The sequence below is a fragment of the Fibrobacter sp. UWB1 genome, from assembly GCF_002210325.1.
Taxonomy (GTDB): Bacteria; Fibrobacterota; Fibrobacteria; order Fibrobacterales; family Fibrobacteraceae; genus Fibrobacter.
Window position 1 is genome coordinate 113,742 of the sequence record NZ_MWQL01000010.1, and the last position, 23,053, is coordinate 136,794.

Below are 23,053 nucleotides of genomic sequence, written 5' to 3' on the forward strand. Positions count from 1 at the left end.
ATTAGGCTACGTCAATGTCCACAAGTTCTTTCATGAACATTTCCATATATTTTTTGTCCCAGATGGTGACGCGCAGGAATCCGGCGGAATCACCCTTGCCGCAGAAGATAAGTATTCCGCGATTCTTGAGTTCGTCGGTGATGTATTCTGCGGTCTTGTGCTTTGGCGTGATGCAGATAAAGCAGCCTTCGGTTGGAATGAAGGAGTAGTCGGTTTCCTTTAGCGCATTGAGCAGGTAAGCTTTGCCCGCTTCGAATTTGTCGGTGAGTTCTTTCACGACGCGGTCATAGTTCGCAACCATTTCTTCGGCAACAGCAAGTGCTACCGCGTTCACCGTGTAGTGCGGCTTGTAATTGCGGATGTACTGGGCATTCTCTGCGCTCGAAATCACAACACCGATGCGGAGTCCCGGCATCGAAAGCATCTTGGAGAACGTACGGAGAATGACGAGGTTGTCGTATTCCTTTAGGAGCGGAAGCGCCGTTTCTTTGTGGAAAAGATAATAGGCTTCGTCAACGATGACAAGCGCATTGCTTTCCTTGGCCTTGTCGAGCACCTTGCGGATTTCGTCCATGGTGTAGGCGTTGCCGATAGGCATGTTCGGATTCACGAGAGAGACAAGGCTTGTGCTCTCGTTGATTTCGACGAGAAGCTTTTCGATATTGAACGTATAATCTTTTTCGTAGTGTACAAACTTCGTGTTCATGCCTTGCATGTCGGCATAGACTTTGTACATGCCGAATGTCGGGGTGACGCAAATGAGGTCTTTGCCGGGTTCACCAAATACCTTGATAACGTAGCCCATCGCAACGACGCTTCCGTCGGTGAGTGCGATGTTTTCTTCTTTGAGACCGATGACCTTGGCGTATTCAGCTGTGAGCTTGGATTCTTCCGGATAGATGGAAAGATATTCCGGCGTGACTTTTGCCATAGCTTTGTCAAAGAGCCATTGTGGAATTCCGTCCGGATTTTCGTTTTGGTCAAGTCTTACGTATTTACCGCGGCCTTCGGGTTGGTTTGTGCGGAAAAAACTCTTGATAATGGGATTTACGTAGTACATGGTGCTTCCCGTTGAAGGTAGTTTATAAATTCTTTGCTTAAATATAGTTTTTTTACGGCTGGCAGTATGCCTTCCGCCATTGCAAAATAGGGCTGTTTGAAACCCTTGGCGAGTACGCAATGTTCTTACAGCAGGGTAATTATTTTATGCGGGTCGATTTTGAATTTTTCAAGGATTTTCAGAGCGCTCAGAATGCTTTTCTCATCAAGATTTGCAATGATGATCTTGTCAAATTCTGTGTTTGGAATTTCGTCGAAGTCTTTTACGTTTAAACCATGGGCTTGGTAAAAGACGGCGTCCTTGTCGAACCATCCTGTGATGGGGGCTATTTTCTTGGTCGTGTAGATGGAATATATGTTTTGGCCTACGATTCCGCTGTTGAAAATGGCCACACGAGTTGCGGAATCCACATTGAAAAAGCGATTCTGTGAAGGGTCTTTGGTTTCTCCGTAGCGAATAATCCTTAGGCTGTCGATGTAGCGCTCTATTTGTCCCGTCAAATTGTATTCTGAGGGAGTGTCCTTCAAGGAATTTACTAGATAATTATTTAACCAACCGATTTTCTCTTTTTCTTTTTCTAGGGAACCCATGCTTTTCAGCATAGAGAAAGCTTTTTGATAGTAATGGTAGCTAGCGTTATCGCTAATGTAGAGCGAATTAGACTTGAGCAATACGGAATAAACGACGGAGGTGTCTTCGCCAATGGAAATGCGTGGGTCTACTGCCATTTGGCAATCGTAAAGCAATTCTTTTTTGAATAATTTATTCCAAACATAGGAACAGACGCCGAAATAGAAGTAGGGACCTGCGCAAATCATTCTTGGATATACTTCGGCAATCATTCTTTGTTTGTCGTAAAGACCAGAAGGAATTACATTGGCGTGCTCGTCGGATATGTCCCCGATGTCTTTAGAAAAACCAGCCGCTACAATATCAACGTTGTATTTCTGTTGGCAATCGATGAGGTTTTGGATAAAATCTTCTTCAATCCAGTCGTCACCATCGACGTAAGAAATGAACCGGCCCGTTGATCTTTCAAGACCGCTTTTGCGCGCATTGACTAGGCCTCCGTTTTCTTTGTGGATGACCACGATGCGGGCGTCTTTGCAGGCAAATTCGTCGCAGATTGCTCCGCAGTTGTCGGGGGAGCCGTCATCTACAAGAATGACCTCAATGTCTTTGTAGGTTTGTGCTAAAATACTGGAAACGCATTTGCGTAATTCCGCTTCAACATTATAGATGGGAACAATGATGCTTACAGTAGCCATGAGATTAGATCAGTTCTCCACCGTTGACTTTGAATTCGGTGGCTGTTACCATAGAGGATATATCGCTGAGCAAATAGACCATGGCGGGAACAATGTCTGACGCCTCTGTCATTCTGCCCATGGGAATTGCCTTTGCTGCTTCTTTGCGTAGTTCCTGTTCGGACATGCCCTGGGACTTTCGTAAAGCGAGTTCGCCATCGGTGGGCGTCCAGCCCATGACGAGGTAATTGCAGCGAATCTTGTCTTCGGCGTAGTGCTTGCCGATGTGGTTGGATAGTGTGTAGAGGGCTCCCTTGGCGCAGGCGTAAGCGGTACGGTCCTTGTTGCCTCTGGTGTGGTGCGTGGAGCCGACTAAGATAATGGAGCCGCCGCCTGATTTCTGCATAAGCTTTACTGCTTCCTGGCAGCAGAAAAAGGCCGCCTTGATATCAATGTCAAAGACATCGTCAAAAAGGCTTTCGGAACATTCTGTAAGGGATGCGGCTGGAGTGATGCCGGCGTAGTTCACGAAACCGTCTAGTTTGTTGTACTTCTTCGCGACGAAGGCAAAGAGTTCGCGGATGGAACTGACGTTGTGCAAGTCCGTCTTTTTGAATTCGATGGAGCCGGGGGCGTCCTTGGCTGCATTCACAATGCTTGCGGCGCTTGATTCGTCGCGGCCGGAAATGACTACATGTGCACCGTTAGCGGCGCATTGCAGAGCCAGTTGCTTGCCAACGCCTTTTGTGCCGCCCGAAATGGCAATGACTTTTTTGCTCAGTGAAATTTCCATGGTTCCTCCTACAAGACGTTCAGTAAAGACGGTAGAATCAAGCTTTCGCCCTTTTCGTCGGTCACGGTCAAATGGCTTTGGAAATCCTTGAGAATTGTCGCAAGCTGCGTTTTGCTATCGCAGTGCATAAAGATGCGCAGGAATACCTGGCGTTCTGTGCCTAGCATGTTCGGGGTGATTTCGTCGCCGATGTTAAAACGGTCAATAACGAAATCGACGGAGGGATGATTCTTGACAAAGTCCAGTCCCTTGATGTCGGCAATTTTTCCGTTCTTCAATAGGAACCATACGACCGCGGCGCTTTTACCATGCATATTCGCGTCGTTCTTTTCGTCAAAGTTTCCGCCGGTGGTTTCTGCGTAGTCCATGGATCCGGTGAGGGCGAAATTCACCAGCATTTTGCGCTGGTCAAAGCCGTTCATGTATTTGAGGATTAAGTGGAAACCGCCGCCTTGGAGGCGGAAACCGGGATCGTAAACATAGAAGTGGCCGTCTTCGCAGAAGGCGGAAACATAAAGCACACCGTTTTTCAAACCCAGTTCGTTGAACATCTTCACATATTTGGGATGTTCGTTCCTTACAAATTCATCGTAGTACTTGGAAACGAAAACATCGCCTACGCAAATGGGGGTGGCGCTGGTATTCGTGCGCAAAGTGTAGCGGTCCGAAAGGCTCGAAAGGTAAACTTGGCCATCGACAATGGTGTAGTAGATGCTCAGGTCGTCGCATTTCATGTAACGTTCAATCAGGACGGTCTGCGTTCGGGATTCCTTTTGGGCGCGTTCTATGGCACTGTCCAATTCCTCACGGTTGCGGCAAAGTGTGATTCCCTTACCGGAATTGCTGTCGGCAGGCTTGACAATCACCGGAAACTTGACCGCGTCCTTATCGTCAATGGAATATTCGGGGATGCCTTCGATGCCGAATTTCTTGCAGGTTTCCTTGAAATGGCGCTTGTTTGTAAACGCCTTGACTGTTTCCTCGTTGCCGTAGCAAGGGACTCCAAGGCGGGCGCAAAGCTTCTGGTAAGGCGCAATCAATGGGTCTGCTACACCGACAAGCACTCCGTCCACTTTCTCGCGGATAGCCATATCGTAAAGGGCGTCGACGTCCATGGCATCGATGTTGTAGCTGATATTGGAAACTTTCTTGGCAGGAGCCTGCGGATCGTAATCGGTTACGATGGTTGTGACTCCCATTTCCTGGGCCACTTTGACAATATTGGCGGTTTCCGGGTTTGCTCCAAGAATAAGAAGTTTTTTCCCTTTTGTATTCATGTGTCTTATCTTTTTATTTGTTGAAATTTATTTGGCCTTTTAACCACGTAAAATGCCTGTTTATGATGATGGCAAGTATGGTTGAAATAGTTATGCTTGTAAGGAATACGCAAAAAATTCTGCAACTAACACTCAGCATGCTGAAGTGATTTTTCATGATAAAGTCAAATGTTTTCCACAATGGAATATGAAGCAGAAATATCATTAGTGAATTTTTGCCAAAAAACTCAAGGATGCGATTTTTGGAAATGGCCACGCTGGCCAAAAATGCGGCGCTGATTCCGACAAGTGCGTTTAAAATAAAAAACAAGCTGTTTCCGTATCTGCTCGTGTTCATGTCGACGTTTCTGCTAGTAAAGCTTGTGAGATATGCTAACAGAACGAACAAGGCTATGGATCCGATGGTTGCGAAAACTCGCATCAGTTTGGAGTCGCGTAACGCAAGATTCTGTAGGCTTTGATTCGTATTACAGACATGTCCTAAAGCGTAAAATGAGAATGCAACGAATGAGGTCGCGATTAACTGGTTTGGCTGGTCGCTGACATTTTTTGCGTAGATAAGGCCAAAGACCATTGCGATTAATGCGTTTGTTAAAATAATGATGCCGCGTCGTTTGGAATTAGAAAATATTTTTTCCGATAGCATGTAGTAAAGACATGATACGTATAGCAATGTTCCCAAAAACCAAAAGCCACCAAAGGCAATTGTGTCGTGGAACGTTTCTAATCCCAATATGAAAAGAATTCCATAGGAAATGACATTCAGTGCTTGAAAGAATATCATTGGGAATAGCAATGTTTTTACTTTTCCCGAGAGATAAGCTGCATAGTCTTTGCTTTTGAATAAAAAGCCTGACAGGAAAAAGAAAAGTGGCATATGGAACGAATAAATCATCATAAATAGCTTGTTATGACATTCGTATGCAAGGCAGTGCCCTAACACAACAAGGATAATTCCTATACCCTTGGCAATGTCAATAAAATTAAGCCGTTTGATAGATTGTTCCATTTGCTAATGGTTATCCTTTGTTGACGATTATGTCGACCACTCGTTCGGCATCAGTGTCGCTCACTCCAGCAAACATCGGCAGGCACAATACCTGGTCTGCGAGCTTGTGTGCGACAGGGAGATTTTTGGGGTCGGCCGATTCCAATCCCTTGTAGGCGCTGAACGTGCTGATGAGCGGGTAGAAGTAGCGACGGCCGTAGACGTTGTGTTCTTTCAATTTTTCATAAAGAGCGTCTCGGCTCAAACCATATTCTTCACTGATAAAGATCGGGAAGTAGGCGTAGTTGTGGCGCACTCCCTCGATATCCTGCAGGCAGCGTACACCGGGGACGTCCTTGAGGGCTTCGCGGTACTTCTCGGCGGTGGCCTTGCGCTTAGCGATGGCGTCGTCCACCTGTTTCAGGTTTAACAGGCCGTAGGCGGAACGGATCTCATCCATCTTGCTATTGATGCCGGGTGCTACGACGGTTGTTTCTCCAGCAAAACCAAAATTCTTGAGATAATCAATACGTTTCTTTGTTGCCTCGTCGTGGCAGACGAGGGCGCCGCCCTCGATAGTGTTGTATACCTTAGTGGCGTGGAAGCTGAGGGTGCTCATGTCGCCGGCCTTCAGGACCGATTCGCCGTCCTTCTTGACGCCGAAGGCGTGGGCCGCGTCGTAGATAATCTTCAGGCCATAGATGTCTGCAATTTCTTGGATGCGTTTCATGTTGCAGGGCGTGCCGTAGACATGCACGGGCATGATCGCCGTCGTGTGTGGCGTGATGGCGGCCTCGATTTTTTCAGGGTCAATGTTGCCGGTTGTTTCGTCCACGTCGACAAAGACGGGCTTGAGGCCGTTCCACCAGATAGAATGGGTGGTCGCGACAAAGCTGTACGGAGTCGTGATCACTTCGCCCGAAATTCGCATGGCCTGCAGGGCCGTAATCAGGGGGAGCGTTCCGTTGGTAAACAGACTGATGTATTGGACTCCCAGATATTCGGCAAGAGCTTTCTCAAGCATTTCGTGGTAGAATCCGTTGTTCGTCAGCCACTTTCTGTCCCAAATATCCTGTAGCATCGGGATAAAGTCTTCCAATTTCGGAAGTAGTGGTGACGTGACTGTAATCTTCTTGTTTTCGCTCATGGTAGTTAATTTACAATTTTTTTTTCTTTCTGTTTAATAATTCTAGAAGTTCTTTGACGGTAGATCTGTTAAATATCCAGTTACTGACCAAATAGTAGGTGGCGCCAGCGGTTATTCCAAGGATCAACTGAATGCCATATTCCTTTTCGGGGAGAAGCTTGGTGACGCCTAAGCAAATTGCTCCCATGATTAGGGAATTCAAAATGGTGGGAATGTACATTTTGAGTTGGGGTAAAAGTCCGGCATTTAGTAGTTTTCCAGAATAGTATGTGTTTATAACTAGTCCAAAACAGGCGTTGAACCATTGGCCAAAACACATGGCGATAATGCCGTGGGGAAGAGTTATGCAGAGTACTGTTATACCTTCAATTTTCTTGATGATTTCCAGCTTCAGGAACAAGTCGGAGCGCCCCAAAACCTGCAGCATGTTCAGGTTGATGGAATGCACCGGGTACCACATTTGGGCAAAGCAGATGATCTGCAAAATCAAGATGGCGTCAACCCATTTATCTGTAAGAACCAGGAGAATGAACGGCTTTGCAAGAGCCGAAAGACCGATCATCAGCGGGAATACGACCAGGGTGGCCATGTTGAGGAACTTCAGGTATCCGACTCTCAGTTTGTCATGGTCGTTCTGGATTTTGCTTAGAACGGGGAACGTGACTCTCTGGAAAATACCGTTAATGTTGCTTGACGGGAAATTGGCGAAATGGGATGCCCTGCTGTAGTTACCAAGGGTGCCTGCCGAAAAGACTTTACCGATAATCAGGTCGTAGACGTTTTCGTACAGGGTGTTCAGCAAACCGGAAATCAAAAGTTTGGACCCGAAACCGAACATGTTCTTGAAAGACGTCTTGTTGAAAAATGTCTTGGGACGCCAGTGAACAAGAGTCCAGAACAGAACCACTCTCGTAGAAGTGGTAACCATTTGCTGGACTACAAGGGACCATACCCCAAGTCCATTGTATGCGCAGGTAAGTCCAGCCGTTCCGCCCACGATGGCTCCAATCAGGGAAACCTTTGCCAGCGTTTTAAAATTCAGGTCAATGGTCAGATTCAATCGCTGAATTGATCCGAAGGCCTGAATAATCAGGTTGATGGCGAGAATCCTCAGAATGTCCGAAAGTTGTGGCATGTTGTAGAATTTTGCCACAAAAGGCGTGCCCAAGAAAATTACGCCATAGCAGGCCGCCGCCATAAAAATATTGAAGAAGAATACGGTAGCCTTGTCGGCTTCGTTGCGATCCGGCTTTCGAATGAGCGCGTTTCCAAAACCGCTGTCAATGAAAGTCTGGCTCACCGCCATAAAGATGGTGAGCATGGCGATCATGCCGTAGTCATTAGGCGTCAAAAGTCTAGCTAAAAGAATACCGAACAGGAACTGTACGCCCTGGGTAGAAAATCTTTCTACAGCACTCCAAATGACGCCTTTGAAAGTTTTTTGCTTCAAAGACATTTCGGTTCCAAATATAGAATTATATGTTCTCGTCAATCCACTGGATTCGCGCTTCAATCCAGGATTTTAGAGCGTTTACGGCGTCTTGGTAGCTGTCAAATTTTTCATGGAAGGGCCACCTGGAGTCGTTTTTCAGAACGGGCCATTTCTTGAACTCGTTTGGCGACGCCTTTGCCAGTTTTTCGGACATGGAGTCAATAGAATCCAAGGTCGCGACAAATGCGGAGCGGTTCTTTTTCCAGTATTCCCTTATACGAGCCTCGTAATCCTTGTTCTTGAACAGATAGCGGTTCCATCCGTACTTGCGAATCAGCCACCCCTCGGGTCCGCTTTTAACGTCTAATGAATTTCCGTAGCCTAGGTCAAAGTCCCATACGGGGCCCATTTTCAGGACGCTGTCCGTTTCCCAGGTAATAAAAATGCTTCGCCTGTGACCATCGATATTCTTCGTGAACTCCTGAATCCAGTAATACCTTACAAAGTCATCGATGTCAATCCAATTCCCGATGAGGTCAAGTTTATAAATGTTTTTGGATTGCAGAAAATTCTCGAAATCGTCAATGTGGTTTTCGAGAAGGGCCCTGGATTCTTCGCTTGGTTCCTTGGGCTGGCGGAACTTGAAAATGTAGCCGAGACCGGATGTGAACAGGGCTCCGTCTGTCGTGGTGGCCGAGGTCTTTTCGAAAAGAAAGCTGGAATCGCTTTTGGGAATGTCGACGCGGCTCTTGGAAACCTTGACGTGTTCGACCAGAAGGTAGATTCCCAGGTATTGCCGGTTCAGGTATAGCTCTATGAACTTGCCCTTCGGAAAGTATTCGTCGCCGAGGATTCCCGCAAGCTGGTAGGTGATGTAGTTGCGCAATATGGATCTGTCTCGAAAGTTGGAAATCAAGTCCCATTCCTTGTCCTTGGGCATTCCGAGCATGGACTCTTTTTCGGCAAGTTTGATCTTGTAGCCGTATTTGGTCATGACAAAACTGGAATTGCCCCGCCCCTTAATCGTGAGGTCCAGAATTTCGCTAGAAGGCTTGTTCTCGCCATAGAACTGCAGTCGTGCCGGGACTTTCGTCTCTTTGTTGTTAATTTGCCTAAAATTCTCTGTTTCAATCACCAGGCGCGGCAATCCTGCGTAAGGATATTCTGAATCGTCCAGCGGTAAATACGCCGAATCGGCGGCCTGCGATGAATTTTCGCCCCAGGTACCGCAAGAATTGACAATAAATGCTAAAAAAAGAAGAACGAAAAACAATAGAAGCTTCGGGGATGGACGCTTCATTGTAAGTCTACTATTTCTTTAAAGTTTCCAGATCTTTTTTGATTTGGGTCGTGCTGATTTCCGGCGTGCGGGGCAAATAAACCACCTCGCAGGAATCTTTAAGGAAATCGAATTTTCCTTTCCAGTCATCGCCCATCACAAAAGTATCTACGTGGTATTCCTTGACGTCCGTTTTCTTCTGGTCCCAGCTTTCTTCGGGAATCACGAGGTCCACGTAGCGCACGGCTTCCAGGAGCTGCTTACGCTTCTCGTAGCTGAAGTAGCATTTTTTCTGTTTTTGGTTCCAGTTGAATTCGTCAGTGGAAAGGGCTACAATAAGATAATCGCCTAAAGCCTTGGCGCGCTTCAGAAGGTTAATATGGCCGTAATGTAAAAGATCAAAAGTACCGTATGTGATTATCTTCTTCATGATGAACCCTAATATAGATAATCGTTATGGGATTTCCAACCAACCGTGCCTGCAGGATTGTCTTTTTTGTTAAATTGTAGTCATCTAGCTGTGAAACGATATCTTTCTTTAAGAATAATTCCCTTTTGTGTTGTTGTCTTGGCGCTTTTGGGCCATGCCCGCGAATCTATTTTGCCGGTGCGAGCCCCCGAAAGCTATGCCCTGTTTGGAGGTTTGGCGGAACTTCGAGACGACGTTTACAGTGCCGATATAAACATGTCGGGGGAGTATGCCCCTTGTAATTGCTTTAGCGTTTACGGTGATTTCTCGTACCGACTTCTGAGCTACGAATACGACCTCATGTTCCATGACCAGCGTCATGAAGCTCTGGACTTGCATGTCAACGGATTGAATGAATCGTACCTGGGTGTAAAAATGCGCCCCTTCCCGTTTTTCGGGGTAGATTTAAACTGGACCCTTCCGCCGCGCGAGGGCTCGCAAGTCAATCGATTCTACCGCTTGGGCGTTTCGCCCTTCGGCCTTTATGAATTCTCCCGGAATATGACGCTTGGGGCCGCGGTTGAATACTACACGTTCCTTGAAAAGCAGAATTATCAACCGGGCGATGAACTGGGCGTAAAGGGCTCCATTTCGTGGAAGTTCCTCTGGGACCGTGACGATTATTCCGGCTGGAAGTTCGATTACGTTTTCCTGTACCGTTGGCGCATTCAGGAATCCGAAAACCTGAACATGCAAAAGTCGTACCGTAAAATGGATGACCTGGACCAAGGCTTTAGAATGCGCGTTGACGCCGCCCGCTATTTTGCCGTGCTCAAGAATTCTTTAGGAATCGCCCTTTTTTACGAAATAAATCGCGGCTACCTGTTTGGAATGGAAACCGGCCACACGTTAGGACTTTATGCAAAATTCATGTTCTTATAAAGCAGTCCTGATCGGCAACGGAACTATGGGGCAGCGGCACAAGCGGTTGTTCGAAGCCGATGGCATTGAATTTATCGGAGTGGCGGATACCACGGCCGAGGCGACCGCCCTGTTCGAACAAATCGCAGTCGGCAAACTTTCGCCGGACTTTGCCGTGGTCGCATCGCCTGCAGTAACGCACGACGAATACGTCAAAAAATCTATCGAAATCATGCTCCCGGTGCTTGTCGAAAAGCCGGTATCCATCTCTTTTGAAAATGCAGAAAAATTTCGGCGCATTGCCTCGGAGCGTAATGCATTTGTCTTTGTCGGCCATTCGGAACGCTACAACCCGGCCATCGAAGAATTTGTGAAGTCCGATTTTTTCAAGGAAATGCAGGATTACTTCAAATTCTGGTTTCTCCAGAAACAAGATGCCTCCCCGGTCAGCTTCAAGTTTACGCGAACGCACGGATTCTCTCCGCGCAACCGCGATGTCTCCGTGGAATATGACCTGATGATCCACGACATGGACCTGCTTCATTTCTTTGCCGGCAAGGAAGCGATGATGTACAAGTCGTTTCGCTGCGAAGAACTGTCGGACGACCGGGTGCACGCCTTCTATGATTTGAAAACGTTAAATGCTGAATTTATAGCAGACCGAAATTCCGCCTCTGATTCGCGTACGGTAGAAATTTCGATGGGCGCTCGCTCGGTCAAGCTGGATTTGGGCGCCTATCGCAACGGCAATCCGGCGTATGCCTTACAAAAGGAACATCAGGCTTTTCTAAATTATTTAAGAAGTTATAAAAAAACGGCGCAAGATGAGGAACCCGATTACAGTTGGTATGGAGGCCTATACGACGCCTGTGCTGCAGTGATCATGGTTTCTTTGGTTGGTGAAGTATGCAAGAAGGGGAGTGCGAATGAATTTGATGCAAAATAAGGTTGTATCCGCGCTTTTTTTGTTCTGCGCTACGTATGCCCTCGCCTATATTCCGGGCGAGTCGGGTTTTGTATCGCTTGAAAATGAACATGGCATTTGGGGTAACCCGGCCGGCGTTGCCGCCTTTGATTCCAAGGGCGCGCTCATTAGTTACGATTACGACAATTCCATCAAGGATTTTCGTGTTGGCGGTAATTTAGAACATTGGGCTGCAGGCTTTGAATATACCCAGGGCCCGCATCACCTCGATTTTTCCCGCTGGAGCCTCATTCACGGAAACGCTCTCTGGAACCGCACGATTTTTGTAGGCGAGCGCGTTAACGCTATCCGTACTGCAGAATTTACGGGCACGGAATGGAGCATGGATTTGGGTGTTATGATTCGCCCTCTTTCGTTCGTGTCGCTTGGCTACTCCTGCGACAATGTGCTTTATGCCGGCCCGCAGGCTCCTGAACGTGTGCAGAACTTGGGTGCAACTTTGCGCCTCGGCTCTCTCTTCAGCGTGAGTTACGACGTCGAAGATTTCGAAGACCACCGTTTGCTTTTTGAACTCGGCCTTTACGGTGTGCGCTGGGGCTTCCGCATGCCGCTCTATGGCGACGACGAATACCGCCTTACCTTCTCCACCAGTTTCGGTGCCTACAACAATGTCGCCTTGCATGTATACGACGACCTCTTGCCCAAGGGCGGCGCCTGGGGCTATCACAGTGCCCGCAACCCGAACGCTTCTTTGAGTGCGCAGATTATTCGCGTGCCGCTCGATATGCAAGTTGCGGAAACCGAAGACGAATTCTCGTTCTTCCGCAAGAGTTCCATTAGCATCTGGCATGTGCGTAATCTGTTTGAACACATGCTGCGCGACCCGGCCTGCGGCCTCGTGATTCTGGACTTCTCGGGCTATAAGGGAAACATCGGCATTTCGAGCGAAATTGACCGCTACGTCAAAAAACTCAAGGCCCGCGGAAGCAAGGTGGTCGCCTACATGGATGACATCCGCCCTGCGGTGTTGCTGGCGTCTGCGCATGTAGACCGTATTGCAGTGGAACCCTCCGCTCACATGAACTGGCGCGGTCTCGGCGGGAACATTCTTTTCTATAAGGGTTTGTTTGACAAACTGGGCGTGAAGGCGGAATTCTTACGTCATGGGGCGTACAAGTCCGCTGTAGAACCCTACGTGGCAGACTCCATGTCGGCAGAGGCACGCTCCAATTTCGACACGCTGTATCATGATTTGTGGACCGCTTTGCAAACCTACATTTCCATGCGTGGCGTAGGATCGCAAATGTCTTCCGCAAAAGCCTACAAACATTTGGATTCCTTGGCGGGCGAACCGCTGGTAACGGCGTCTGCTGCAAAGCGCGCGGGCCTTGTAGACACCTTGCTTTACCTGGATCAAGTGCCATCTTACGCATTGAAGACGTTCTTTGATATCGACTACCCGAATGCGGCGTACCGCACTTGGACGCCGACAGGCAAGAAGATTTTCAACGAAAGTTGGGCTCCGCGAGCAAAGATCGCCCTCTTGAATATTGACGGCACTATCGATTCCCGCATGGAACGCTCGGTACTCGAATCAATCCGCAAATTGCCCGGCACCGGTGCAGAAGCCTTGATAGTGCGCGTTTCTTCGCCGGGCGGCTCCGCAATCGCTTCCGACAAGATTTGGGCTGCGCTTCGCAATGTCAGCGAAATTGGCATTCCTGTGGTTTCTAGCATCGGTTACATGGGCGCCTCGGGCGGTTACTATATCGCTTGTGCCGGCGACAAGATCCTTGCAGAACCGATGGCCATTGTGGGTAGCATCGGTATCTATGGCGGTAAAGTCGACGCCTCGGGCCTTATGGAAAAAATCGGGCTCAAGGCCGAAACCGTCAAGACGCACGAATATGCCGACGCGACGACCTTTACGCGCCCCTGGACGGACCGCGAAAAGGCCGCCTTGCAAGCGTACATGGATGAATTCTACGATCGCTTTACTGGAGTCGTTTCTAAAGCTACGGGAATCCCGCAGGCGACCGTCGATACCGCCTACGGTGGCGGCCGCGTCATGATCGGCATCAAGGCCCTTGCCGCAGGACTCGTACACGGCCTCGGCGGAATCGACGACGCGATCGCCGTCGCCAAGCAACTTGCCGACATCGGCGAAAACACCGACGTCGATTTGCAAGTGCTCGGCTCCGGCCATTCGCTCACGCTCCCGACGCCGGGCTCCAAGATGCTTTACCAGCTTTCCGACTGGACCGAATACATTTATGACTTGAGCCGCCCGCAACTTTGGGCGGTCGAGCCCGCGCTTTTTGAGCCGGCTTTGTTAGGTATTGAATAATGTTTTATATCGTCCTTACGGTTCTAGGTTGCCTTGCCATTTCGGCGTTCTGTTCGGTGACAGAAGCGTCATTTTACAGCATGCCGCCTGCAACCATTGAGCAACTGCAAAAACAAAAGAAGTTTACGGCACGCTACATAGTGCATGTCAAAGAAAACATTGACCGCTATATCGCCTCGGTGCTGGTGGTGAATACGATTGCAAACACCGTGGGCGCATCACTTGCGACGGCGCTGGCTGTCAAAAATTTGCCACCGATTGGACAGGTATCGCTCCCGATAATTCTTACCGTGCTGATTCTTTTGTTTGGCGAAATCACGCCGAAAACGCTTGGCGTCAAGCAGGCAAAAATTGTCGCCCCCTTGGTCGCAGTACCGTTCTACTACATTACGATTGTCCTTTCATGGACAGGCATTATCTGGCTTTGCCTCACGCTCACCAAGCACTGGACCCGCGAAAAAGAAGACAAGAAAGACGTGAGTATCGATGACATCAACAGCCTGGTGAGTCTCGGACTCCGCGAAGATGTCATTGACCGCCAACAGTCCCTGGTTATCAAGAACATTTTGGCTCTAAAGTCGGTGCCGGTGCGTAAGGTCATGACACCGCGTCAAGTGGTTTTCTCGCTTCAGGCAGACGCCTCTATCGGCGAGACTCTCGATGAACGCGGAAACTGGCCGTTTTCGCGCGTACCGCTTTACGAAAAAGAAAAGGACAACTGGGTCGGTATCGTACTTCGCCGCGACGCCTACAACAAGCTTGCCGAGGGCATGCGCGATGTAAAACTCCGCCAGATGATGCGCCCGTTGCAACTCATTCCCGACAGCCTTACGCTTGACAAGCTTTTGCTCCGATTCCTAAAGCAACGCGGACATATCGTGGGCGTGGTCGATGAGTGGGGCGCCATTGCAGGCATCGTCAGTCTCGAAGACGTCCTCGAAGAAATCCTCGGCCGTGAAATCGTCGATGAATATGACGAAGCCATCGACCTCCAGGAAACCGCCCGCCGCCGCTCCAAAGCCCTTGCCCGCATCCGCCAACAAGATAAAGGAAAAAAATGATGAATTCGGAATTCAGATTTCAGAATTAATTATTACTAACTCCGAATTAATTTCAACTCTGAACTCCGAATTCTGAACTCCGAATTATATTATGACAGTAAATAAGCCTAACTACTTCCCGGCTCTTGACGGCCTTCGACTCCTCGCAAGCATTAACATCGTGATGCTGCACTTGGGCTCTTCTTCGGCCCTCAATTACATGTCCGATTACAAGTGGATCATGCCTATCATTAATGCTCCCGCCTTTGCCGCAGGCATCTTCTACGTGCTCGCCGGTTTTCTTTTCGCGAGCAAGTTTAGCGATCCGGAACGCCGTATTCCTGTAATCCCCTTCATGTTCGCCCGCATCTCCAAACTGTACCGCCTGCACTTCTTCATGACGCTCCTCATGTTCGTGGTACTCGTCTTCAAGTTTAGCGGTTACACGCACCTGCCCTGCCTCTCTGAAATCGGCGACTGCTTTGCCGCAGGCCTTGCAAAAATGACCCACCCGTGGCGTAGCCTCCTTTTGCATATCACGCTTACTTGGTCCATTGTGCCAGATCTTGGTATGAAACTGAACGAACCTTCCTGGTCACTTACCAGTTTCTTTGTGTGCTACGCGGTGACACCCTGGTTTAGCCGCTGGCTTTTCAAACAGAGCGATCGCACGCTCTGGGTGCTTTTCGGAACGCTCTTTATTCCGGGCATTCTGTGGGCGATTTTCTTCGGCCTTTCCGATAATCTCTGGTTCGACAGTTATGACGCCAAGTACCGATTCTTCCACATTTTTGCGCCCGTCCGTATTTTCGAATATTTGTTCGGCATGGTGCTCTTTAGACTCTTTAAAGAAGGCCATTTCGACTTTCTCAAGCGAAACTTTGCAAGCGGTATTGCGCAATTTGTCATGCTCGCCGCTATTTACGGCAGTCTCTTCCTGATGCGTCCGGAACTGAATCCTGGCTTCAATTATTTCTTCCATCATTCGCTCCCGATTTTATTGTACGGCCTTTTCCTGGTTTCGCTTCTGACCGGCAAGGGTTTTGTCGCGAAGTTCTTCTGCATTGGCATTGTCCGCAAAATCGGCCGTGCTTCGTTCTACCCGTATTTGATTCATTTGCCGATTATTACGATTGCATGGGGCATTTGCAACTTGAACCAGCCCAAGAATACAATTCTGCTCTTGATTTTCATCTATACGGTCAGTACGCTGTATAGCGAGTTCAAAGTTTGGCGTCGCAAGAAGGCAAAAGCCAAGTTGCAGCAGAATTCTACAAAGTAACTTGCTGTTAACATTTTGTCGGGACGTAAATTCCCGCAATTTTTTGAGAACGTTTGGCGAACAAAAAGTGCAAATCGGGGTGTGAACAAAATCACTAGATTCCTAGAAATTTACGTAAAAACGCCACTTTTGCAACTGAATTATTACAATTGAAACCTTTCCCAAAAAAGGTCTCTATTTTATATTTAAGAGTGGGTGTAAAAGTCATCAATAAGGAATAATTATGAAGAACACTTTCAAAGTTGCGATCGGCGCCCTTGCCCTTACGGCAGCCGCTGCCTATGCGGGGCAATACCCGTTCCCGCAGAACATGAAACATCCGCACGGCACGACTATCGAATATGCCGATACGGACATGATCAAGGAACATTACAAGCTGTGGAAACAGGCTTGGTACCAGGCTAGCAATGGTTGGGTGCTCGCTCCGGAAGGAACTTGCTCTACTGTTTCCGAAGCTATTGCATATGGTATGTTGATTTCCGTCTACATGGACGATCAGGATGTTTTCAAGAATCTTTATAAGACTTGGACTGGCAACAGCGTCAATGGTGGCGGTATGAACTGGCGTATCGGTTGCAGCGGTGGTACTGGTACTGCATCTGACGCTGACTTCGATGCCGCTCTCGCTCTCGTGATGGCTTCCAAGCAGTGGAATGACGATTCTTACCTCACTGCCGGTAAGTCCCTCATTTCCTGGATTGCTACCAACGATATCGCAAGCAACAAGATTAAGCCGGGTAACCAGTGGAATGACGGTTTCAACCCGAGCTATGCAACGACTGCCAACTTCCAGCTCTTCCAGGATGTTGCTGGCGGTTCTTGGTCTAGCGTCATCTCCCAGGCTTACACTGACTTGAACGCTTGCCAGGATTCTAAGACCGGTCTTGTGCCGGACTGGTGCAGCTGGGGCGATCACAAGCCGACTTTGACATCTGCAGCCGTTTCTAACGACATCGGTTTCTACGATGACGCAGCCCGTACTCCGTGGCGCATGGCTTGGGCTTATTACTGGTATGGCGATACCAAGGCTCAGGCTTTCAACAAGAAAGTCGTTGATTGGCTCATTCCGTCTACTCATACCGCTAGCGGTGTGAACTCTGGCTATGCCTATAAGAGCAACTCTTATGAAGCCGATATGAGTGTGAAGCGTAACTTTGTTTCTTCTACTTTCTCCGGCGGTCTCGGCCTTGCAACGTCATCCATTTCTAGCGACGAAGCAAAGTCCTATCTCGGCACCGTTTACAGAGTTCTTAAGGAAAAGAAGAGCTGCACTACCGCTCAGGGTTGCGGTGAAGGCTCTGTCGAAGGAGAAAAGTACTATCCGGCTACTTTGAACATGCTCTACCTCCTCCTCTTGACTGGTAACATGCCTAACCTCTATAATACGACTGGCTTTGAAAAGTTCACTCCGGATCCGACCAAGGCTCCGTCTGTTTCCGACATCGAAGGTCAGCAGATGGCTTCTCGCGATTCTACTGTTGGTCTCTCTGGCTTCTGGAACTGGGGCGCCTACCACGACAAGCTTGGTATCGGTACCAAGATGGTTCCGGACTCTGGCTCTTCTCCGCTCTACCTGAAGGATGGCGCTATCTACGCTGAAGCTTCCATGGAAATCGGTCCGGAACCGGAATGGACTCAGGAAAAGGCTGATGCAGGCCTCCTCAAGTATCCGTCTGCCGGTATTGCCATGTCCTTCCTTTCTAACGACAAGAAGGGTGTTGACTTTACCAAGCTCAACATCAAGTCTCTCCGCGTGACGATGAAGGCTTCTGGCCCGATCCGTATGGCAATCCTTAACGAATTCACGGGTGAAGCTGGTGCAGAACCGGGTATCTACGTTCCTGTGAGCGGTGACTATGTCGCTACGACTTACGATCTGACTCCTTGCGATATGGGCTTCCTCGGTCGTGACAAGAGCTGCTCTTCTCCGAATCCGGATAGCTTGATCAATATCCTTTCTTGGGTCGACCAGGCTAAGGCTCCGGAAGGCACCCAGATTCTTAAGGGTGTTACCGGTATCAAGTGGGAAGTCAAGGACGCTAAGGGCGGCATTGGCGAACTCTCTATCAAGGCTGTTGAATTCCTCGATGCTAGCGGCAACGTTGTTGATCCGGAAAAGATTACTGGCATCAAGATTTCTGACACGCCGAAGACTGGTATCCAGGCTGTTGCAGCTCCGGCCGCAGCAAAGATTACCGTTGCCGGTATGAACATCTCTGTTGAAGGCGCCAAGGCTGGCTCCAACATCGCTGTGTTCAACATGCAGGGTAAGCTGGTTGCTTCTGGCAAGGCTATCTTTGGCAACGCTGCCGTGTCTGTCCCGAGCAAGGGACTCTACATGGTTCGCGTTGGCAACAAGCTCAGCAAGGTCTCTGTCAAGTAACTCTGTTGAATAGCGAAAGATTATAAGCGAAGGTCCTCGGCATTGCCGAGGACCCTTTGCATTTATTATATCAAATATTTGTCAGAAATCAATATTCCGAATTCTGAAATCCGAAATATCTACATTTCTTCCAGTTCCTTGCCCTTCGTTTCCTTGATGAACTTGGCCACGAAGAAGATACTGAAGATTGCAAAGAATGAATACAGAGCGTAAGTCGGGCCGACGCCGATGCCATCTTTGCCGGTAAGCACCGGGAACGTCCAGGTGACCACGAAGTTGGCAAACCACTGGGCAAGACCGCAAATAGCGATTGCGATGGTACGAATGCGGTTGTTGAACATTTCGCCAAGCATCACCCACATGACCGGTCCCCACGTTGCCGCGAAGAAGGTAATGTAGAGGTTTGCAGCAATCAAGGCGATAATTGCAGCCGTTCCCGGGAGTGTGCCGTCGGCACCTGCGCTCATAAAGCATACGGTAAGTGTGCTTAAGGTAATCGCCATGCCAATGCTACCGATCAACAGGAGCGGCTTACGGCCAATCTTATCGATAAGCAAAATGGCAACCACGGTCATCACCAGGTTCACTCCGCTCGAAATCACGCTCGTAAGGAAGGCGTCGCTTTCGCCGAAGCCGACACTCTGCCAAAGCATGGTGCCGTAGTAGAAAATCACGTTAATACCCACCAGCTGCTGCAAAATGGCGAGTCCGAGGCCTGCCCACAGAATCGGCGAAATGCGCTCCTTGCCGTCAATAATCTCGATCAGGTCAATAAACTTGGGCTGTTTCTTGTTCTTGAAAGAAGACTGGATGGTTTCCACTTCTTTATCGACGCCTTCAGGGTTGATTTGTGCTAGTACTTTTTGGGCTTGCTCGATAAATCCCTTGTGAATCAGGTAACGTGGCGATTCGGGGAGTTTCCAGGCGGCGTATCCGTAAAGGATTGCCGGAATGATTTCGACCCAGAACATCACCTGCCAAGCCTTGACATTACCGATCATCGGGTTGTTGGCAGAGCCTGCGATACGCACAATCAGGTAGTTTGAAAGAAGCGCCACGAAAATGCCTATCACGATGGCGAACTGCTGCATCGAACCTAGTCGTCCACGCAAGTGGGCAGGTGCTGTTTCGGCAATGTAAATCGGGGCAATAATACTTGCCATGCCGATGCCGAAACCGCCTATCACGCGCCACAAGATAAAGTCAGAAATACCAAAAGGAATACCGGAACCGATTGCGCTTAACAGGAACAAGTCCGAAGCGAAAAGCATGCACTTGACGCGTCCGAAGGCATCGGCAATTCGGCCTGCAAAAAATGCACCGACAGCCGCGCTAATCAGTGCAAGTGAAACAGCCCAGGCGAGTTCATAATCGGTCGCGTGGAAGTGTGCTTTAAGGGCTCCGTTCGCCCCGTTAATCACGGACGAATCGAAGCCGAATAGAAATCCGCCAATCGCGGCAGAAAGTGTTATGAGAACGATATGTCTCATGTTTGACCTTGCATTGGACATTTAAGCCCCCTTTTTAGGTTAAAGGATTTATAGACAATATAAGTGTTCAGTCCTCCCAAAAGCAAGTTTTGACGCCTTTTTTTATGATAAATTATATTCCAAGTTGGAATATTCGGGGTGAAAATCAGTGCTCAAATTTGTATTTTTGTAGTGTTTTTTTAATAGCTGGATTACGCAATGTCAGAACAAACATTAACAAGAGAATCGTTGGTGGAGTTCTTCGGCGAAGAAGAATTCAAAAAGTTGTGTAACCATGAGGCGGGTCACGCACTTATTGCCTTCCTGTTTAAGCGCCCTCTCGAATACGTAAAAATGGACATGTCGAAGGAGCGCCCCGGCATTACCCACATCGCCGGAACCGAGCTCGAAGGCGATGCCCACATTGCCATGGCGGGTCATTTGGCCGAATTCCTGATGCGCAAGGATTTTGCTTGCGACTTGGATACGGTCATGAAGGATCTCCCTGCGGAACTCTACAAGAGCGATCCGGATTACCAGCGTTTTCAGGCCGCTTGCTACTATTTTCAATTGTCCGAGGCGAACGTGGTCGAACAACTCTTCAACATTCTGATGGCTTGCCGCAAGCCCCTTTGCGAAATTGCCGCAGCCCTGAACGAAAAAGCCTACCTCAGCCGCGCCGACATCGAAGAAATCCTGAAGAAAGGGTAGCCTAAAGCGGTAAGCCGCTTTGCCATAGCCTCCTCTATTTTCTAAATTTGAACCCGAAAATTTAACGCCTAATAGCTATGAGCTATGAGGTATGAGGTCGCACACTTCGTGTGCTTTGAGCTAAAGAATCGCGCCAAAGGCGCCTGATAAATCGCCTAGCTTTGCTAAGCAACCTCATTGCTCAAAGGAAACCGAAGGTTTCTGCGCTCATGGCTCACAGCCTGGCCGAAGGCCGAGAGGTAACCCATGTTTCGTGAAGTAAAGAAAGAAGAGACGTTGCGCAAGCGCCAACTTCTTCGCCTCGGCCATGCCTAAACAAGTTTAGTCGCGGCTCTCGGCTTGAGAAGTTGTCCCACAGACCGAAGAGCGCGTGCGAATATCTTCGGCATTAGTGTTTTTTTGGGGGGCGTTTTGAAAAAAATGGTATAGTCTTATGTGGTTACTGAAACAAATTTTAATTTGGTTGTTGTTCATCTCTGGATTTGTTTTTGCAGAATGGGATGGTTCCACTAAGGAGGCTTCCGTTAAGGATGTTGATGGAGTAAAGTATTATGTAATCACATCTCCAGAAGAACTTGCTTGGTTTGCAGAAAAGGTTGCAGACGGCGATTCATCCATAAATGCTCTTTTAGAAAAAGACATTATTTTAGGAAGCGATTCGCTTTCGGTTTCATCGAAAAACTGGATACCCATTGGCTCCCCATTGCCTTCTTACAAGGAGGGCGGACTGAGATCATATGAGGGAATTTTTGATGGTCAAGGTCATAGTGTTTATGGATTGAAAATCAATACGATTTTTGCAGGGTTCTTCAAGGTTGTTGGCGTTCAGGGCGTGGTTAAAAATCTGAACCTTGTGAATGTTGATATAAATGTCACTGGGTATAGTGGCTGCATTGTCGGTGAATGTGAAAAGATAACTATCGGTACTATAGCCGCGCGTAATCATGGTGTTATTGACAATTGTACGACATCCGGGAAAATCACATCTAGGGGAAAGGTTTTTGCGGAAAACATTGGAGGACTTGTCGGGACAAATTTCAGTAAGGGAGTAATCTCAAATTCGGTAAATAATGTGAATCTTGATATGGGGCTTGAGGCTTATATTGGAGGAATTACCGGCTATAATTATGGCAAAATTCTGAATGTTGTGAATAATGGATCTGTTACAAACAAGGGCGAATTTGCTTCGACCTCTTATGTTTATGTTGGTGGAATTTCTGGTGGCGTAGAAGGTCTTCTTGAAGGAGTTGTCAATACAGGTAATATTACTGTTGATGTGGCTACAGATAGAGATACAGGAGGCATGCGTCATATATCAGCCTATGTGGGTGGTGTGAGTGGTTTCTCTATGGGATCTTTAAAAAAGTGCGGCAATTATGGAACCGTTCAAGTTAATGTTCATCGGGAGAATGCTTCTAGTAGTAGTACAGGGGTTCCTTCGGCTATAGTGGGGGGAATTGCCGGCTCTTCTCGTTCTTCAGTGACAGATGCTTTTAATTTAGGAAACATTATATCCAGGGCCGAAGGAAAAAGCAGCTTTGCTGGGGGTGTTTTTGGCTTCTCTTTGGCAGACTCTGTCTGTATTCGGAATGTATATGTTTCCCCTTATTCAATTTCGGCAGAGAAGAATGTTGCAATAATAGCGGCCAGCGTTACATCGTCTGTATTTGAAGTGAATGAATCCTATGCTAATGTTGAAACTTTGAAAGATCTTGAATATGCCGTTATAAGAAATGATTCTGCTAGAGTTTTGATAAATGTACTCGATTTACAGTTTGCGGAATTTTCAAGTGCCGATTTTGTGAAAAATTTGAACACGTTCAATGACTCTGTTGAAGATAGGGGTGTTTGGGAGCTTTGTGGAACTTTCCCTGGTTTTACGGGTTTTTGTGAATACTCCAAAATGCCAACGCCAATTGACACTGCCAAAATTGACACTTCTACAACGATAGTTCGTTCTAAGTTTGCTCATGATATGGTCAGGAGTGGCTCGCGACAAGTCATTTACGACGCTCTTGGCCATCATGTAAAAACAGTGAAGACTCCGGGAACATATTTTATAAGGATGAACGGGGTCTCGCAAAAAGTAATTGCCAGGTAGAATGAAATAGGCTAATTACTTTTCACCCAAATAGTGCCGGCTCGTTTTCGATCAAATCTTCGGCAAGGTATTTTGCACTTAGATTTTCGATTCTCAATTCACGCTTGGACGTGACGGGATGATTTCCTAAACCGACAAAACGCAAGACTCGTTGTAATAGGGAATCAGGGAGTCGTGTGTCATAAGTTTCATTCCCTCGACCTTTGCCTGACAAATTAAAATCCGGTCAAACGGGTCTTTAT

18 protein-coding genes and 1 pseudogene are annotated in these 23,053 nt (G+C 48.1%); 8 read left to right on the forward strand and 11 right to left on the reverse strand.

Features of this window, described 5'->3' with window-relative positions:
• Position 1 precedes the first annotated feature (1 nt).
• From B7988_RS09385 to tagD, 9 genes are all read right to left on the reverse strand, one after another.
• Positions 2–1,060 carry a histidinol-phosphate transaminase gene (locus B7988_RS09385; protein WP_073319523.1) on the reverse strand — a complete coding sequence of 353 codons (1,059 nt, stop codon included), beginning with the start codon at positions 1,058–1,060 and terminating at the stop codon, positions 2–4.
• A 125-nt stretch (positions 1,061–1,185) separates the two neighbouring features.
• Positions 1,186–2,328 (reverse strand): glycosyltransferase family 2 protein, encoded by a 1,143-nt coding sequence (locus B7988_RS09390; protein WP_073319526.1) that lies wholly within the window; start codon positions 2,326–2,328, stop codon positions 1,186–1,188.
• A 4-nt stretch (positions 2,329–2,332) separates the two neighbouring features.
• Positions 2,333–3,100 (reverse strand): SDR family oxidoreductase, encoded by a 768-nt coding sequence (locus B7988_RS09395; protein WP_073319529.1) that lies wholly within the window; start codon positions 3,098–3,100, stop codon positions 2,333–2,335.
• 8 nt (positions 3,101–3,108) lie between these two features.
• Positions 3,109–4,377, reverse strand: a complete 1,269-nt coding sequence (locus B7988_RS09400; RefSeq protein WP_088657689.1) for a carbamoyl-phosphate-synthetase — start codon at positions 4,375–4,377, stop codon at positions 3,109–3,111.
• Between the two features lie 13 nt (positions 4,378–4,390).
• Positions 4,391–5,386 (reverse strand): acyltransferase family protein, encoded by a 996-nt coding sequence (locus B7988_RS09405; RefSeq protein WP_073319533.1) that lies wholly within the window; start codon positions 5,384–5,386, stop codon positions 4,391–4,393.
• A 10-nt stretch (positions 5,387–5,396) separates the two neighbouring features.
• The gene (locus tag B7988_RS09410) at positions 5,397–6,512 is read right to left on the reverse strand and encodes a DegT/DnrJ/EryC1/StrS family aminotransferase (protein WP_073319536.1); all 1,116 of its coding nucleotides are present in this window, start codon (positions 6,510–6,512) and stop codon (positions 5,397–5,399) included.
• Between the two features lie 10 nt (positions 6,513–6,522).
• Positions 6,523–7,968, reverse strand: coding sequence for a lipopolysaccharide biosynthesis protein (locus B7988_RS09415; protein WP_088657701.1), 1,446 nt, complete (start codon positions 7,966–7,968; stop codon positions 6,523–6,525).
• A 19-nt stretch (positions 7,969–7,987) separates the two neighbouring features.
• Positions 7,988–9,244 (reverse strand): CotH kinase family protein, encoded by a 1,257-nt coding sequence (locus B7988_RS09420; RefSeq protein ID WP_088657690.1) that lies wholly within the window; start codon positions 9,242–9,244, stop codon positions 7,988–7,990.
• A 10-nt stretch (positions 9,245–9,254) separates the two neighbouring features.
• Positions 9,255–9,653, reverse strand: coding sequence for a glycerol-3-phosphate cytidylyltransferase (tagD, locus tag B7988_RS09425; protein WP_073319545.1), 399 nt, complete (start codon positions 9,651–9,653; stop codon positions 9,255–9,257).
• A gap of 213 nt (positions 9,654–9,866) precedes the next feature.
• On the opposite strand from tagD, the gene B7988_RS09430 reads away from it, so the two are divergent.
• The 6 genes from B7988_RS09430 (at position 9,867) to B7988_RS09455 (ending at position 18,530) form a co-directional block, all read left to right on the forward strand.
• Entirely contained in the window at positions 9,867–10,574 is a 708-nt protein-coding gene (locus tag B7988_RS09430; RefSeq protein WP_141225619.1) for a hypothetical protein, read from the forward strand.
• Positions 10,552–11,499 carry a Gfo/Idh/MocA family oxidoreductase gene (locus B7988_RS09435; protein ID WP_088657692.1) on the forward strand — a complete coding sequence of 316 codons (948 nt, stop codon included), beginning with the start codon at positions 10,552–10,554 and terminating at the stop codon, positions 11,497–11,499. Before B7988_RS09430 ends, B7988_RS09435 begins: the two co-directional genes overlap by 23 nt.
• Positions 11,480–13,825 (forward strand): signal peptide peptidase SppA, encoded by a 2,346-nt coding sequence (sppA, locus tag B7988_RS09440; RefSeq protein WP_249268937.1) that lies wholly within the window; start codon positions 11,480–11,482, stop codon positions 13,823–13,825. Before B7988_RS09435 ends, sppA begins: the two co-directional genes overlap by 20 nt.
• A complete protein-coding gene (locus B7988_RS09445; RefSeq protein WP_073319554.1) occupies positions 13,825–14,886 on the forward strand; it encodes a hemolysin family protein in 1,062 nt (353 codons plus the stop codon). The genes sppA and B7988_RS09445 overlap by 1 nt, the downstream gene beginning before the upstream one ends.
• A 91-nt stretch (positions 14,887–14,977) precedes the next feature.
• On the forward strand, positions 14,978–16,147 hold the full coding sequence (locus B7988_RS09450) for an acyltransferase (RefSeq protein WP_088657693.1): 1,170 nt from the start codon (positions 14,978–14,980) through the stop codon (positions 16,145–16,147).
• Between the two features lie 223 nt (positions 16,148–16,370).
• Complete coding sequence (locus B7988_RS09455; RefSeq protein ID WP_073319560.1) at positions 16,371–18,530, forward strand: glycosyl hydrolase family 8; 2,160 nt, start codon at positions 16,371–16,373, stop codon at positions 18,528–18,530.
• Positions 18,531–18,649: 119 nt separating this feature from the next.
• Here the strand turns inward: B7988_RS09455 and B7988_RS09460 are convergent, their stop codons facing one another.
• Positions 18,650–20,041, reverse strand: coding sequence for a sugar porter family MFS transporter (locus tag B7988_RS09460; RefSeq protein WP_088657694.1), 1,392 nt, complete (start codon positions 20,039–20,041; stop codon positions 18,650–18,652).
• A 177-nt stretch (positions 20,042–20,218) separates the two neighbouring features.
• Between B7988_RS09460 and B7988_RS09465 the strand changes: the two genes are divergently transcribed.
• Positions 20,219–20,710: a hypothetical protein gene (locus B7988_RS09465; protein WP_088657695.1), complete on the forward strand. Its 492-nt coding sequence runs from the start codon at positions 20,219–20,221 to the stop codon at positions 20,708–20,710.
• 433 nt (positions 20,711–21,143) lie between these two features.
• A complete protein-coding gene (locus B7988_RS09470; protein WP_088657696.1) occupies positions 21,144–22,811 on the forward strand; it encodes a hypothetical protein in 1,668 nt (555 codons plus the stop codon).
• 126 nt (positions 22,812–22,937) lie between these two features.
• Here the strand turns inward: B7988_RS09470 and B7988_RS15465 are convergent.
• A pseudogene (locus B7988_RS15465) lies at positions 22,938–23,053 on the reverse strand (type II toxin-antitoxin system VapC family toxin); the annotation flags it as partial.